Genomic DNA, 15236 nt, shown 5'->3' with positions numbered 1-15236 from the left:
TCGATTTGCCGACCTAGAGTTGGCCCCACAGCCGGCAGGAGGGCAAGATGGCAATTTTGGAACGTAACGACACGGGCGCGATCGCTCATCTGAAAATGAATACGCCCGAGCGGCTGAATGCGCTGAGCGACGAAATGCTGGAGGCGTTGCAATCTGAACTGGATACCCTGCGCGATGATCGCACGATCCGCGCCGTGATACTGTCCGGGGCAGGCAAGGCGTTTTGTGCCGGTCACGACCTCAAGCAGATGACCGCAGGTCGGCAGGCCGAAGATGGCGGCAAGGCCTACTTCACCGATCTGTTCAATCGCTGCGCCCGAATGATGATGTCGATCCAATCCCTGCCCCAACCGGTGATCGCGCAGGTCCATGGCATTGCAACGGCCGCCGGCTGCCAACTGGTGGCGACCTGCGATCTGGCCGTGGCAGCCGAAGGAACGCGATTCGGCGTCAATGGCGTGAATATCGGTCTCTTCTGCTCGACGCCGATGGTGGCGCTGAGCCGCAACATTCCGCGCAAACTGGCGTTTGAGATGCTGACTACCGGTGATTTCATACCAGCGGAGCGGGCCGCCGAGCTGGGCCTGGTCAATCGTGTCGTTCCGGAAACGCTGCTGGAGCATGAAACCCTGTCGTTGGCCGAGCAGTTGGCGTCCAAACTGGGCGCGGCGGTAAAGATCGGGAAACAGGCGTTTTATCAGCAGCTTCAGATGCCTTTGGATCAGGCATATGCCTATACCGGCGGCGTAATGGCCGAAAATATGCTGCACCGGGATACCGAGGAAGGTATTTCCGCATTTATCGAAAAACGTTCACCAAATTGGACCCAATGACGCAATTGTTATGGCTAAAATTATCGACTGTTCGCATTTTTGCACTTTTCAAAAGGGCATCTGTGTGGCAAAGCTGAGACAGGGCTGAGGCCCTCACTATCTTTTGGGTCGCCGTGGGCGGAAGGTCCCTCCAAGCTGGTTTCTCTCACCGGCGCAGACATTCCCGCAGCGGCGACCCCAAGACTTCCCAATAAAATCATAGCGTTACTGCAATGTTGGCGGCAGTTTTCGTTGGCCGTTGCACGCGCGGGCCACCTGCCCTATTTGGACGCACATGACACAGAAATTGCATATCGTTGGCGGCGGCATGGCCGGATCCGAGGCCGCATGGCAGGCCGCCGAAATGGGCGTGGACGTCGTGATTCACGAAATGCGCCCCAAAGTGGGCACTTTTGCGCATCAAACCGGCAACCTGGGCGAGATGGTCTGTTCCAACTCGTTCCGGTCTGATGATGACGAGCAGAATGCCGTTGGTTTACTGCACTGGGAAATGCGCGCGGCCAATGGGTTGATCATGACCACCGCTGACGCCCACCGACTTCCTGCGGGCGGCGCTCTTGCCGTAGACCGTGAACCCTTTGCCGAAACGGTGACCACCAAGCTGAAGGCGCACCCACGGGTCACGGTCACCGGTGAGGAAGTCACCGCGCTTCCGGACGATGGACATTGGATATTTGCCACCGGTCCGCTGACCTCGCCAGCGTTGGGCGCAGCGATCCAGCGCGAGACCGGGGCCGAAGCGCTGGCCTTTTTCGACGCGATTGCCCCGATCGTCTACGCTGACACGATCGACATGAGCAAGGCGTGGATGCAGTCGCGCTATGACAAAGGTGAGACCGAGGAAGAGCGTACCGCCTATCTGAACTGCCCGATGGACCGTGACCAGTACGAGGCTTTCATCGACGCGCTGCTGGCCGCTGACAAGACCGAGTTCCACGAAGGTGAAACAGCTGGCTATTTCGATGGCTGCCTGCCGATCGAGGTGATGGCCGAGCGTGGGCGCGAGACTCTCCGTCACGGGCCGATGAAACCGGTGGGCCTGACCAATCCACATCAGCCGGACGTAAAACCTCATGCCGTGGTTCAACTGCGTCGCGACAACGCTTTGGGCACGCTGTTCAACATCGTTGGGTTCCAGACCAAGATGAAATATGGCGCCCAGACCGAGGTGTTCCGGATGATTCCGGGGCTCGAGAATGCCAGTTTTGCCCGTCTGGGCGGCATCCATCGCAACACCTTCATCAACTCGCCCACCTTGCTGGATGCGCAGATGCGCCTGAAATCCAAGCCAAACATCCGATTTGCCGGGCAGATCACCGGGGTTGAGGGATATGTCGAGAGCGCCGCGATGGGCCTGCTGGCGGGTCGTCTCGCAGCGGCAGAGATCCTTGGCCACTCCCTGCCCCCGGTTCCACAGGACAGCGCCATGGGCGCGCTGATTCATCACATCACCGGCGGCGCAGAGGCCAAAACCTTTCAGCCTATGAACGTGAATTTTGGTTTGTTCCGACCGGTCGACGGGTTGAAAGGTGGGCGCCGTGGTCGCAAGGATCGCTACAAAGCCTATACCGATCGCGCCAAGGAGGCATGGCAGCAGTGGCTGACGCAAAGCTGACTGGACGCAGACCGGGCCGCGCGCCTAAACTGACGGCATGAGCGAGAAGTTCCTCAAAAACACATATGATCTGAACACGCCGCAGGAAACCCAGGCGCATTACCAGAAATGGGCGGCCTCTTACGAAGATGAGGTGGCCGAGCACGGGTATGCCACGCCCGGCCGCGTGGCCGAGGCGTTGTGGTCCAAGTTGCCGGAACCGGACACGCCTATCCTTGACTATGGCTGCGGGACCGGGTTGTCCGGTGTCGCCTTGCACAAGGCCGGATACCGGGCAATCGACGGCGTCGATCCGACACCCGAGATGCTGAAAGGTGCTGCTGCCAAGGGCGTCTACCGCAATCTTGCTGCCATCGACATCACCGATCCCAACCCGTTGGAGACGGGGGCATACAAGGCAATCGCCGCGATCGGAGTGATCGGCGCCGGCGCCGCGCCGCCCCAGACATTCGACATGCTTATGAAAGTCTTGCCAAAGAGTGGCCTGCTGGCGTTTTCGTTCAACGACCATACATTGGACGACCCCGGCTATACCGGGCGCCTGAACGAATGGCTGGACATGGGAGCGGCGCGCCTCCTGTTTCGTGAACACGGACCGCACCTGCCAGGTCTGGACTTGAAATCCGACGTATATATCGTTGAAAAGACGTGAAATTCACCACAAGATTTGCCCCATCTCCAACCGGGCCATTGCATCTTGGTCATGCGTATTCTGCATTGCTTGCGTATGGCCTCGCTGACCGAAACTCCGGCACGTTCCTGCTGCGGATCGAGGATATCGATCAGTCCCGGGCGCGTCGGCATTGGGAGGATCAGATCTATGACGATCTGACGTGGTTGGGTTTGACGTGGCCTGGCCCTGTGTTGCGGCAATCCGATCGTATGCCGCTCTATCGGCGGGCCTTGAACCGGCTGTGGTCCCAAGGGCTGCTATATCCGTGCACCTGCAATCGCAAGGATATCGCGGCCGCCGCCAGTGCGCCGCAGGAAGGGTTTCCTCTGCACGGACCTGACGGCGTCATATATCCCGGAACATGCCGTAAAAAATGGGCACAGCAGGTGCAGTCCGCGATCCCGGAGGATGTGGCCCTGCGTCTCAATATGTCCGAAGCGCTGTGCCGGATCGCGAGGGACGCCACCGGGTTGAGGTTTCACGAGACCGGGTCCGGTCCGGATGGCGCGACTGGCTGGATAGAATTGTCGGACGAACAGATGCTGCACGGCGTCGGCGATGTCGTCCTCGCCCGGCGGGGTATGGGCACGTCCTATCACCTGTCAGTCGTTCTGGATGATGCCGCCCAGAACATCTCACATGTGGTTCGCGGTCAGGATCTGTTTGACGCAACCGGGATTCACGTGGTGCTGCAGCGCTTGTTGGGGTTGGAGACGCCCACCTATCACCATCACCGACTGATCCGGGACGAAACGGGAAAACGGCTGGCCAAGCGAGACGACGCCAGGGCGATTGCGAAATACCGGGCCGAAGGAGCGACGCCCGAAGACGTCCGCGCAATGGTCGGTCTTTAGGCCCGCTAGGCGCCCTCAGGCCATCGGCGACATCAATTCGACCTCTTCCCCGTCCCGGACGGCGGTGTAGAAGCAGCTTCGGCGGTTTGTGTGGCAAGCGGGGCCGCTTTGTCGTACCAGAACCAACAGGCAATCCCGATCGCAATCGACGCGAAAATCCACCAACTCTTGCACGTGGCCCGAGCTTTCTCCCTTGACCCAGAAGGACTGGCGCGAGCGCGACCAATAGGTGACGCGCCCGGTTTCCAGCGTCTTTCGGATCGCCTCGGCGTTCATCCAAGCCATCATGAGAACCTCGCCGGTGCTCTCCTCTTGCGCGATGGCCGGGACCAACCCAGCCTCATTGAACTTGAGCGTCGACGGGTCGAACGTAGCAGAGCGCGACATCGCAAAAACCTTTTGCATCCCAGAACATGGCCACTATGTATGGGGAACATCCACCGAGGGAAACCCATGTCCGGCGAAACCGACCTGATCAAGCTCTACTCCGGGCGCATTCTGGCGCTGGCGGCCGACATTCCGCACCTGCAGCGGTTGGAAGATCCGGATGCGACCGTCAAGAAACGGTCGCCCTTGTGCGGCTCGACGGTTGCCGTGGACATCAAAGTGCGGGACGGCCGGATTACCGAGTTTGGTCAGGACGTGAAAGCCTGCGCACTGGGTCAGGCCGCAGCGGCAGTGGTCGGTGCATCGGTCATCGGGGCAACCCGCCCCCAAATCGAAACCGCGCGCGACCAGCTGGCGGCCATGCTCAAGAGTGACGGCCCCACCCCGGACGCGCCGTTTGACGAACTGGAAGTTCTGCGGCCCGCCCGCGATTACAAGAACCGGCACGCGTCGATCATGCTTGCCCTGGACGCGATCGCCGAGGCTTTCGAGAAGGCCGAACAAGCCAACTGCGCCTGAACATGGTCTTTTGAATCGAAGGCGGCTAACCTCCTGACCAATTTGACGGAGAAGCCAATTGAACAACCTTCTGGAACATTTTGTAACCTTGTGGGTCGTCATCGACCCGATCGGAACCATCCCGGTTTTCATTGCCGTCACTGCGGGTATCGAAGCCGCCGCGCGCCGGCGCACTGCCTTGCTGGCCGCACTGATCAGCGCCGGCATCCTTCTGTTCTTTCTGGTCTTTGGACAATTGCTGATCGAGGCGCTGGATATCGGCCTCAACTCGTTTCAGGTCGCCGGCGGGATCATCCTGTTCCTGTTCGCGCTGACGATGATTTTTGGTGAAAGCAAACAGGAAATCGAACAGCGCCAGGCCGAAGAAGACATGGAAGACAAGCTGCACAGGCACAACCCGGCGATCTTCCCCTTGGCGGTCCCGTCATTGGCCTCACCCGGTGCTATGCTGGCCATCGTCATTCTGACGGACAACCACCGCTACAGCGTGGCGGATCAGGGCATTACTGCGCTGGTCATGCTGTCCGTGCTGGCCTGCGCCTTTGTGTTGATGCTACTGGCCGAGCCAATCATCCGGCTGATCGGTCATTCGGGGGCGGCAATCATCAGCCGGGTCATGGGAATGATTCTGGCCTCAGTGGCCGTCAACTCGGTCCTGTCAGCCCTGCTTGAGATCTTCAAAACCGGTCAATTGTAAAAAAACCGCCGCTCCTTCCGGGCGGAAAGGGCGGCGGCAGTCAATGCGTTTCTCGCGTGGGGTCCGGATTACCGCGTGGGGCCGAGGCACGGCCCCTTCAAGGGGTTTGGGACAGGCAGGTCACCCTTGACTGAAATGGGGATGACATACGCGGGTTGATCGGCACGAGATCGCAGGCAGAAAGGCTTAGAACCCGACGGGCACGTGAAGCGCCACCATCAGCATGACAACCAGCGAAGCTACGCCGGCTGCATCCTGCAAAAGCGTGGCTTGCGAACGGCTGAAAGCACTTTTGATCTGGGTCAGCATGTTTCACCTCCGGTCGGGAATTAATCCTTTGTTGACCTTTTGTTCTCATATTTCTGGGGATCAGTAAAGAACTTTATAAGAACATTTGTGAACTTTTTGCGCGAAACCCGCTAACCCACTGAAATCAAACGGATGGCCTGATCCTGTTTCATCAACCAAAGAAGAACACGCGCGGCCTGACCTCGTTCCGAGGTCAATTTCGGGTCCGAAGCCAGCAGTGCACGCGCGTCAGATTGGGCAACAGCCATAAGTCCAGCCTGCCGTTCCAGGTCGGCAATCTGGAACCGGGGAAGACCAGATTGAGCGGTCCCGATCAAGTCACCTGCCCCGCGCATCTCGAGGTCCGTTTCGGCAATTCTGAATCCATCTTCGGTTTCTCGCAGAACTTCCAGCCGTCTTCGGCCCCCTTCGCTGAGCGGCGCTTGATACATCAACAGACAGGTTGACGCGTCATGCCCGCGTCCGACCCGGCCGCGTAACTGGTGCAACTGGGCCAGCCCGAAGATTTCCGCCCGCTCAATGACCATGATCGTGGCGTTGGGGACGTTGACCCCCACCTCAATGACCGTCGTTGCAACCAAAACCTTGGTCCGCCCGTCCTGAAAAGCGGCCATTGCCGCATCTTTCTCGGCCGGGGGCATCTGTCCGTGCACAAGACCGACGATTCCGTCACCCAACTGGGCCCGCAAGTGTTTGAACCGTTCCTCGGCCGCGGTGAGGTCGGAGACCTCGGATTCGTCGACCAGTGGACAGACCCAATAACACTGCTTTCCGTCTTCGATCGCGCGGCGCAGATGATCGACCACCTCCTCCATGCGCGAACTGCTGACAATCGCCGTTTTGACCGGTTTGCGTCCCGGCGGTTTCTCATCCAGGACCGAGACGTCCATATCCCCATATTGTGCAAGCGCAAGGCTGCGTGGGATCGGTGTGGCTGTCATGACCAGAACATCGGCCCCCTGTCCCTTCTCAGAGAGCTCCATCCGCTGGCGAACACCGAACCTGTGCTGTTCGTCGACAATCGCCAGACGCAAGTCATGGAATGCCACATCGTTCTGGAAAACCGCGTGAGTGCCCACCAGAATTTGGATGTCACCCGCCTTGAGCGCGGCCAGCTTCGCCTTGCGCTCGGCCCCTTTGTCCCGTCCCGTCAGGATTTCGAGAACCACGCCGGCGTCTTCGGCCAGGGGGCGAAGGCCCTCCAGATGCTGGCGCGCAAGGATCTCGGTCGGAGCCATCATGACACCCTGACCACCGGCCTCTACCGCTACCAGAAGCGCCATGAACGCAACCAGTGTCTTGCCTGATCCGACGTCCCCCTGCAGCAAGCGGTTCATTCGGGTCGGAGCGCCCATGTCCTCGGTTATCTCTCGTATCGCACGCAACTGAGCCCCAGTGGGTTTGTACGGAAGCGCATCCATTACACGGGTCTGCAACGCCCCGGTTGCGTCGCTTATGGTCCCACGTGTTTTGCGTTCCCGCAGGCGGGCCAGAGCCAGAGTCAGTTGATGGGCGAACAATTCGTCATAGGCCAGACGTTCGCGCGCGGGAGCAAAGGCCGCCACGTCATCGGCACCTTGCGGTGTGTGGGCCGCCCGGACGGCATTGGCCCAGGTCGGCCAGTTTTGGCGGGCAACCTGTGCAGGATCCGCCCATTCCGCCAAATCTGGCAGGCGTGCCAGCGCGCTTTGCGCCGCCTTGTAGGCCGTTTTCTGACTGACACCTTGGGTTAGGTGGTAGACCGGTTCAAACTCGGGGATGCTGTGCGCCTGCTCGACCGGCAGAATGTGGTCCGGGTGAACCATCTGCGCAGTTCCGTCAAACAGTTCGAGCTTGCCGGACACCACCCGTCTCGCCCCTTCGGGCAGGACCTTTTTCAGGTAGTCGGCCCGGGCGTGAAAGAAGACCAGCTGGAAATCGGTCTGACTGTCCTGCACGAAAATTCGATAGGCTCCGCCCCTGTTGTGCGCCGCGCGGTGGGCGCCAACGGTGACTTCCACCGTAAGTGTTTTAGGTAAATCCACGCCCCGGATCGTATCACGCCGCCGCCGGTCAACCACCGCATATGGCAATGCAAACAGCAGATCGCGTGGCGTTTCCAGCCCGGTCTGCGCCAGCAGGCGTGCGGTCTTGGGACCGATACCATCCAGCGTCTCGAGCCCTGCAAAAAGCGGGTACAGTTGCTCTGGACGGCCGCTCATGCGTCCCCGATCAACTGCAGCCAGCTGTCTTCATCCAAGGTTTCGATCCCCAGCTCTGCCGCCTTCTTGGCTTTGGACCCTGCGCCGGGGCCGGCCACCAGATAATCCGTTTTTGCGCTGACCGACCCAGCCACTTTGGCCCCCAGGGCTTCCGCGCGGGCCTTTGCTTCGGCCCGGGTCATTTTTTCGAGCGTACCCGTAAAGACAACCGTTTTTCCCGCGACGGGGCTGCCCGATGTATCCGGCCGTTTGGCCTCTTGCACGTTCAGTTGGGCGACCAGCGCATCGATGCTTTGGCGCTCTGCGTCCTGAGCAAATGTTGAAACCAGGGTCCGGGCCATGACTTCACCGACACCGTCGATATTCAGCAGTTCATCCCATTCGGGTCCGCCGAATTGGCTGGCGGCCGTGACAGCCTGCTCGAACGCGTCCCACGTGCCGTAGTGATTGGCGATCAGGTTCGAGGCGGCTTCACCAAGGTGTCGAATACCCAGCGCAAACAGAAGGCGGCCCAGCGGAATTGTCCGCTTTTCCTCGATCGCGGCAAAGAGTTTTGCGGCGCTCTGACTGCCCCAGCCTTTTCGGTTGGCCAGCTTGTTCAGATTTGCAGCGTCCCGCTTTTGCAATGTGAAAATGTCTGCCGGCGTACGGATCGGCAGGTCCGGGTCGTTGTAGAACATTTCGATCTGCTTGGCCCCCAACCCATCGATGTCAAACGCCTTGCGGGAAACGAAGTGCTTCAGTTTCTCGACCGCTTGCGCCGGGCAGATCACCCCTCCGGTACAGCGGCGCACCGAGTCGCCTTCCTCGCGGATCGCGTCGCTGCCGCATTCCGGACATTTCGTCGGAAACTCAAACGGGACAGCTTGTTCCGGCCTTTTGCTCAGGTCGACGTCGGCTATTTTTGGGATCACATCGCCGGCGCGGTACACCTGCACCCAATCGCCAACACGTATATCTTTACCGTCGCGGATCTGCTCGCCTTTCGAATCCCGACCGGCGATGTAGTCTTCGTTGTGCAAGGTTGCATTGGACACGACCACACCGCCAACCGTCACCGGGTGCAGCCGCGCAACCGGGCTAAGCGCGCCGGTGCGGCCAACTTGAATGTCAATCGCCTCAAGCCGGGTCCAGGCGAGTTCGGCAGGAAATTTATGAGCGATCGCCCATCTTGGTGTGGTCGAGCGAAACCCAAGACGGGCCTGCAACGACAAATCGTTCACTTTGTAGACGACGCCGTCGATGTCATAGCCAAGCGTAGAGCGCTGCTCTTCGATTGCGCGGTAGTGCTCCAGCATTTGCGCGGTCGAGCTGCAAACGGCAGTCAGGTCGTTGGTGGAAAAGCCAAAGGACTTCAATCGATCCAACGCAGATGACTGGGTGGTTCCCAACGGCTCGGACAGTTCGCCCCAGGCATAGGCGAAGAACCGCAGGGGCCTTGCGCGCGTAACTTCTGGGTCAAGCTGGCGTAGCGAACCGGCAGCCGCATTTCTCGGATTCGCAAACAACTTCGCCCCCGCCTCTGCCTGCTTGGCATTCAGCTTCTCGAAATCGTCATGAGACATATAGACTTCGCCGCGAACCTCCAGGATCCCGGGCGCGTCGGCGATCTTTTGAGGGATATCTGAAACGGTCAACGCATTGGCCGTGACGTTTTCGCCAACTTCCCCATCGCCCCGTGTTGCCGCCTGCACCAGTTCGCCGTCCACATAACGCAGAGACAGCGACAAACCGTCGATCTTTGGTTCGGCCGTGAATTCGAGGGGCGCCTCTTCGCTCAGCCCAAGATAGTTTCGAACGGACCGAACGAAGTCTGCTACGTCCTCATCGTCGAATGCGTTGCCAAGCGACATCATGCGGACTGCATGGGTCACTTTGCCGAAACCGTCCACCGGCCGCGCACCAACCTGATCGCTGGGGCTGTCGGTGCGCTTTAGCTGCGGAAAGCGCGACTCGATTTCGAGATTCCGTAGTTTCAGGGCATCATATTCGGCATCCGAGATCTCGGGCGCGTCCTGACCGTGATACAGGTCGTTGGCCCGCTGCAAGAGTTCCGCAAGACGTGCCAACTCCTCTCGAGCCTGGTCCTCGGTCAGATCTTCTACTGCAATCGAATTGCTCATGGCCTCGCCCTGTCACATCGTCTTGGACCCCAGTGATAGGGCGAGGTCATGGTCAGGTCCAGATGTGCTGAGCCGTGAGTGCGAGTGCCACCCTGGACCGCGGTGGCAGATGGGTCAGGTTTTCAGGCGCCGACGGCCAAGCGAGTGTTTTCCACCGTGTCCGTCTGGGGATCGCGCAATACATATCCTCGGCCCCATACCGTTTCGATGTAGTTCTCGCCGCCCGTGGCATTGCTGAGCTTTTTGCGAAGCTTGCAGATGAAAACGTCGATGATTTTGAGTTCCGGCTCGTCCATGCCGCCGTAAAGGTGGTTGAGGAACATCTCCTTGGTCAGGGTCGTGCCCTTGCGCAGGCTCAGAAGCTCCAGCATCTGGTATTCCTTGCCGGTCAGATGCACCGCCTGATTGTCGACCTCGACCGTCTTGGCATCCAGATTGACCGCGATTCGTCCGGTTCGGATAATCGATTGCGAATGGCCTTTGGATCGGCGGATGATCGCATGGATCCGCGCCACCAACTCCTCGCGGTGGAACGGTTTGGTCAGGTAGTCGTCGGCCCCGAAACCGAAGCCCTTGATCTTGCTTTCGGTGTCGTCGGCTCCGGACAGGATCAGGATCGGTGTTTCAACCCTTGCAATGCGCAACTGACGCAGGACTTCATGTCCGTTCATGTCCGGCAGGTTCAGGTCAAGCAGGATCAGATCGTAGTCATACAGCTTGGCCAGATCTATGCCTTCTTCGCCCAGGTCCGTCGCATACACGTTCAGGTTGGCATGCGTCAGCATCAGCTCGATGCTTTTTGACGTGGTCGGATCATCCTCGACAAGAAGAATTCGCATTGCACTGCTCCAATTCAGGTCAACTATTCCAGTTCGGGTTAACCCTGATCACAAATGGTTAATCTGACGTTATCGTTGAATCATTTATTCGCTTTCGCCTTTAGGTTGTCTATATTTTTTTAGCGCCGTCACTTTCAAGGCCTCGATTCCGTGTTCGGCGACCGCAGACACCCATGTGTTGAACTCTTCGTCACTCAGGCCGTATCGTTTCTTGGCGTCCGACAAGGAGATCAATCCGTAAAGCACGCCTCGAACGACAATGGCCTTTCTTGATGCGACCCAGCGTTTCGTATCCGCAGGCGGCAAATCCGCTCGGGACAAAACAGACCCATCCGGCAGGGTAACTGACCTTGGTCCCTCAACTTTGTGCAAATACATCTTTCGACCCTTTTTCTGGTGCCACAAAGCTGACGGCAGTCTACTTAATGCGCGGTGAAACCGCCCCTTGAGAGTGCGTAGAATTTTCCTATATTCTGCCGGTCTTTCTTAACCCGGACTGGAACAGCCCATGGCCCTCGACACCGAGACCCCTCTGAACTCGCTTGGCTTCGCCAAACCCCCGTCGGAAACGCGGGTGGTCGTCGCCATGTCGGGGGGTGTCGACAGCTCGGTCGTGGCGGCGTATCTGGCGGATCAGGGCTATGACGTTGTTGGCGTAACCCTGCAGCTGTATGACCACGGGGCGGCGCTGGCCAAGAAGGGTGCGTGCTGTGCCGGGATCGACATCCACGACGCCCGCCGCGTGGCCGAGGAGCGCGGCTTCCCGCACTACGTTCTGGACTATGAAAACATCTTCAAGGACGCCGTGATCGACGAGTTCGCCGACAGCTATCTGGCTGGTGCGACTCCGGTGCCCTGCATCCGCTGCAACGAGCGCGTCAAGTTCAAGGACCTGCTGGAAACCGCCAAGGATCTCGAGGCCGACTGCATGGCGACCGGCCACTACATCCAGCGCAAGATGGGCCCGAGCGGCCCTGAACTGCACTGCGCCGAAGACGCCAACCGCGACCAGTCCTATTTCCTGTTCTCAACCACGCCCGAGCAGCTGGAATTCCTGCGCTTCCCGCTGGGTCACCTGCCTTCGAAGGACGCGACCCGCGAGATGGCCGCCCAATACGGGCTGAGCGTAGCCGACAAGCCCGACAGCCAGGACATCTGTTTCGTGCCCAACGGCAACTATGCCAACGTGATCGAGAAACTGCGCCCCGGCGCGGCCGAACCGGGCGAAATCGTTCACGCCGATGGCCGTGTTCTGGGCCAGCATGAGGGCGTGATCCACTACACGATCGGCCAGCGGCGCGGTCTGGGCATCGGCGGGCTCAGCGAGCCGCTCTATGTCGTCAAACTGGACGTGGACCGCAAACAGGTCGTCGTCGGCCCCAAGGAACTGTTGGCCACCCGCACCATCCCCGTGCGCGAGATCAACTGGCTGGGCGATGAGCCCTTCACCTCGCAGAAAGAATGGCATGTTTCGGTCAAGGTCCGCTCGACCCGCCCCCCGCGCGAGGCGATCATCCGTCCGCTGACCGACACCACCGCCGAGGTCGAGTTGCTGACGCCCGAAGAAGGTGTCTCGCCCGGGCAGGCCTGCGTGTTCTATGAAACCGAGGGCAGCCGCATCTTCGGCGGCGGCTGGATCTGGCGCGGTTACTGAACCGCGTCGGTCCACGAATTGCTGAGGATATAAAGCCCGGCGCAGATCATGACGTAAGGCACGAGGTACTCCAGCCGTTGCGCCAGACGTCCCGTCATGATCTGGGCGCGCCCACCGATCAGCCCCACGATCGCAAGGGAGAGCGCGGCGAGACCAGCCCCTAGCACACCTGCCAGCCGGAAATCGGGGGTCGAGTCCGCCAGCAAGGGGGCGAGGACCGCAAACGTGTCCATCGAAAGGCTTGTGAACAACAACATTGTCACAAGCGCCGAGGCGCTGCCCGGCACTGCGGGCGCGTCCTGCGCATTTGTTCCGCGAAGCTGTCGAGCGGCCCCAAAAAGCCCCAAGGCCAGAGGGATGGCGCCGAGGTAGCCCGCCCAGTGCGGCACAACATCTTCGACCCCCAGCGCCAGCAGGAAAGCCGCGCCGATCACAAACCCCTGTGCCAGCAGGAACCCCAGAACCGCGCGTTGCGGACCGGTGACGATCATCAGGGCGACCAGAGCCATGAGGTTGTCGAGATTGGTCAGCACCTGCGCCATGAAGGCCGAGGCCGCAAAGACCACATAGTCCAGCATCACGGCGTCATCCGCTCCAACACCGCGCGCGCGGCCCGAAGACCGGGCGCTTCGCCACTGCGGCCGAGACGTTCCATCGTGATGGCCATAGCCTGTTCCTGCGCGTCCGGCGCGGCCGACACGGAGGCAAGCGCGGCGGCGATGGCTTCGGGCGTGCAGTCATCCAGCAGGCATTCCGGCACTGTCCGGGTCTCGGACACCAGGTTGACCAGCGTGACCGTATCCAGCTTGACCATGCGCTCGGCGATCTTCTGGGTCAGCCAAGTCAGCTTGTAGGCAATCACCATCGGCGTGGATTGCGCCGCCAACTCCAGCGAGACCGTGCCGGACGCGGCCAAGGCGATCTCGGCGGCGGCGAAGGCTGCGCGCTTGCTGGCCACCGCCTGATCCGTGTCGACGTTGCGCGGGTCCACCACGACCGGCTGACCCGGCCAGGACCGGACATGGGCGGCCACGGTATCGGCCACATGCGCGACCGCCGGAACCACCACTCGCATGTCGGGGCGGTCTTTCAGGTACAGGTCAAGCGCCGCTCCGAATACGGGCGCCAGCCGATCGACCTCACCCCGGCGCGAGCCGGGCAACGCCAGCAGGATCGGCGCGTCGCCCAGCCCTTGATCGGCGCGGAACTGCGCGATCTGCGCGTCGGTTGCAACCGGCTCGCTGGCCACCGGGTGGCCCACGAAATCGCACTCCATTCCGGCGTTTTCCATATAGGGCGGCTCGAACGGCAGCAGGGCCAGAACATGGTCGATGACCTTGGCCATCTTGTCGGCCCGCCCAGGGCGCCAGGCCCACACGCTGGGCGCGACATAGTGCACGGTGCGTATGTTGCTGCGCGCCTTGACCTGCTTGGCCACGCGCAGCGAAAAGTCGGGACTGTCGATGGTGATCAGAACGTCGGGCTGGGTATCCAGAACGGCCTGAGCGGTTTCGGCTATGCGGCGCTTGAGGTGAAAGAACTTGGGCAAAACCTCGACCAGGCCCATCACGCTGAGCTCGGACATCGGAAAGCGGCTGACCAGTCCCTGAGCCTGCATCAGCGGCCCGCCAACCCCGTCGAATTCGATATCCGGAACAAGGGACTTCAACCCCTCCATCAGCGCACCGCCCAGACGGTCGCCCGACGGTTCACCGGCGACCAGAAAAACGCGCATCAGACGGCCCGCTCATGTACGTGCAGGAACAGGCCCAGGCGGTCGCATTCCGCGATCACTTGGGGCCGGTCCAACACGATCACCCCACCCTTTTCGATGACGATGCCGGACAAACCGGCCGCAACGGCGCTGGATACGGTGTCGGGGCCGATAGCAGGCAGATCGGCCCGTCGGTCTTGGCCCGGCTTGGGGCCCTTGAACAGAATACCACCGCCCGCATCAGGGCGAGCGGCCAGAGATTGCAGCATCCAGGTCGTGCCGAAGGCCCCTTCGACAACCAGAACTTGGCTTTTGTGAACAACGCAAGCCTGTCCGATATCCGCTGCCCCCATGGCACGCAGGACACCCACGGCCCGGTTCGCATCGCCCAGTTCCGCCTCGGTCGGCTGTGCCTGGGTCAGACACCCGAGAGGAGGCAACAGGTCCGGAGCGATCTCGTGTGCGGCCCGCACGCGCAGTCCGGCGCCCTCCAAAATGCCGATCACCGCCCGCAGGGCTCCGTCGTCACCCGACACCAGCGCCTGCTGGATGATCGGAACCAAGGGCATGGTCTGCGCGTCAATCCGGGCGGGGTTTATGTCTGGCCTGCGGACCGCACCTGCGAGGCATACATCTGTGACGCCGCGCGCTTTGAGCTCGGCGACAAAACTGCCCAACTGCTCCAGCGGGAAGGTCACGTCTGGCGTCAGAGTGTCGGGCTGAAATCCCTCCATCGCGCAAACCAAGGGGCGTTCCGGCAGGTGCGCAACCAGTTCGTCCGGCAAAACCCCTGTTCCCGCGATCAGAGCCAGCATGAT

16 protein-coding genes are annotated in these 15236 nt (G+C 60.6%); 7 read left to right on the top strand and 9 right to left on the bottom strand.

All coding sequences use genetic code 11. The features are described 5' to 3' along the window. Nucleotides 1-47 precede the first annotated feature (47 nt). The 4 genes from ACR3EK_RS07465 to gluQRS all read left to right on the top strand — a co-directional run bounded on the left by ACR3EK_RS07465 (nucleotide 48) and on the right by gluQRS (nucleotide 3975). Entirely contained in the window at nucleotides 48-833 is a 786-nt protein-coding gene (locus ACR3EK_RS07465; protein ID WP_170363488.1) for an enoyl-CoA hydratase, read from the top strand. 274 nt (nucleotides 834-1107) lie between these two features. Next, nucleotides 1108-2448 (top strand): methylenetetrahydrofolate--tRNA-(uracil(54)-C(5))-methyltransferase (FADH(2)-oxidizing) TrmFO, encoded by a 1341-nt coding sequence (gene trmFO, locus ACR3EK_RS07460; RefSeq protein WP_170600578.1) that lies wholly within the window; start codon nucleotides 1108-1110, stop codon nucleotides 2446-2448. Between the two features lie 37 nt (nucleotides 2449-2485). Then, nucleotides 2486-3100 (top strand): class I SAM-dependent DNA methyltransferase, encoded by a 615-nt coding sequence (locus ACR3EK_RS07455; protein ID WP_170600580.1) that lies wholly within the window; start codon nucleotides 2486-2488, stop codon nucleotides 3098-3100. Next, entirely contained in the window at nucleotides 3097-3975 is an 879-nt protein-coding gene (gene gluQRS, locus ACR3EK_RS07450; RefSeq protein ID WP_480633060.1) for a tRNA glutamyl-Q(34) synthetase GluQRS, read from the top strand. The genes ACR3EK_RS07455 and gluQRS overlap by 4 nt, the downstream gene beginning before the upstream one ends. Nucleotides 3976-3990: 15 nt before the next feature. Here the strand turns inward: gluQRS and hisI are convergent, their stop codons facing one another. After that, nucleotides 3991-4380 carry a phosphoribosyl-AMP cyclohydrolase gene (hisI, locus tag ACR3EK_RS07445; RefSeq protein WP_170357778.1) on the bottom strand — a complete coding sequence of 130 codons (390 nt, stop codon included), beginning with the start codon at nucleotides 4378-4380 and terminating at the stop codon, nucleotides 3991-3993. 48 nt (nucleotides 4381-4428) lie between these two features. Between hisI and ACR3EK_RS07440 the strand changes: the two genes are divergently transcribed. Both ACR3EK_RS07440 and ACR3EK_RS07435 read left to right on the top strand, forming a co-directional pair. Beyond that, nucleotides 4429-4881 carry an iron-sulfur cluster assembly scaffold protein gene (locus ACR3EK_RS07440; protein ID WP_170339242.1) on the top strand — a complete coding sequence of 151 codons (453 nt, stop codon included), beginning with the start codon at nucleotides 4429-4431 and terminating at the stop codon, nucleotides 4879-4881. Between the two features lie 58 nt (nucleotides 4882-4939). After that, entirely contained in the window at nucleotides 4940-5578 is a 639-nt protein-coding gene (locus ACR3EK_RS07435; RefSeq protein WP_093962021.1) for a MarC family protein, read from the top strand. 186 nt (nucleotides 5579-5764) lie between these two features. Here ACR3EK_RS07435 and ACR3EK_RS07430 read toward each other — a convergent pair whose 3' ends face one another. The 5 genes from ACR3EK_RS07430 to sciP form a co-directional block, all read right to left on the bottom strand. Then, complete coding sequence (locus tag ACR3EK_RS07430) at nucleotides 5765-5887, bottom strand: hypothetical protein (RefSeq protein ID WP_261391793.1); 123 nt, start codon at nucleotides 5885-5887, stop codon at nucleotides 5765-5767. Between the two features lie 110 nt (nucleotides 5888-5997). Then, complete coding sequence (gene recG, locus ACR3EK_RS07425; protein ID WP_480633059.1) at nucleotides 5998-8088, bottom strand: ATP-dependent DNA helicase RecG; 2091 nt, start codon at nucleotides 8086-8088, stop codon at nucleotides 5998-6000. Further along, nucleotides 8085-10211 (bottom strand): NAD-dependent DNA ligase LigA, encoded by a 2127-nt coding sequence (gene ligA, locus ACR3EK_RS07420; protein WP_480633058.1) that lies wholly within the window; start codon nucleotides 10209-10211, stop codon nucleotides 8085-8087. The genes recG and ligA overlap by 4 nt, the downstream gene beginning before the upstream one ends. Before the next feature lie 122 nt (nucleotides 10212-10333). Further along, nucleotides 10334-11050 (bottom strand): response regulator transcription factor CtrA, encoded by a 717-nt coding sequence (gene ctrA / locus ACR3EK_RS07415; RefSeq protein ID WP_170339250.1) that lies wholly within the window; start codon nucleotides 11048-11050, stop codon nucleotides 10334-10336. Between the two features lie 84 nt (nucleotides 11051-11134). Beyond that, nucleotides 11135-11428: a CtrA inhibitor SciP gene (gene sciP, locus ACR3EK_RS07410; protein WP_170338674.1), complete on the bottom strand. Its 294-nt coding sequence runs from the start codon at nucleotides 11426-11428 to the stop codon at nucleotides 11135-11137. 130 nt (nucleotides 11429-11558) lie between these two features. Here sciP and mnmA point away from each other — a divergent pair, with 130 nt between their 5' ends. Beyond that, a complete protein-coding gene (gene mnmA, locus ACR3EK_RS07405; protein WP_480633057.1) occupies nucleotides 11559-12704 on the top strand; it encodes a tRNA 2-thiouridine(34) synthase MnmA in 1146 nt (381 codons plus the stop codon). Here the strand turns inward: mnmA and ACR3EK_RS07400 are convergent. From ACR3EK_RS07400 to ACR3EK_RS07390, 3 genes are read right to left on the bottom strand one after another with little or no spacing between them, the layout of a single operon-like run. Continuing rightward, nucleotides 12698-13282, bottom strand: a complete 585-nt coding sequence (locus ACR3EK_RS07400) for a hypothetical protein (protein WP_217360089.1) — start codon at nucleotides 13280-13282, stop codon at nucleotides 12698-12700. The two genes, mnmA and ACR3EK_RS07400, sit on opposite strands and share 7 nt — an antisense overlap. After that, entirely contained in the window at nucleotides 13282-14439 is a 1158-nt protein-coding gene (lpxB, locus tag ACR3EK_RS07395) for a lipid-A-disaccharide synthase (RefSeq protein WP_480633056.1), read from the bottom strand. The genes ACR3EK_RS07400 and lpxB overlap by 1 nt, the downstream gene beginning before the upstream one ends. Continuing rightward, entirely contained in the window at nucleotides 14439-15233 is a 795-nt protein-coding gene (locus ACR3EK_RS07390) for an LpxI family protein (protein ID WP_170390048.1), read from the bottom strand. Before ACR3EK_RS07390 ends, lpxB begins: the two co-directional genes overlap by 1 nt. Nucleotides 15234-15236: the final 3 nt, after the last annotated feature.

The organism is Ruegeria sp. BC8 (genome assembly GCF_056535705.1).
Note: the sequence above shows the minus strand (reverse complement) of the source record. Positions and strands in the feature narration are given on the sequence as shown.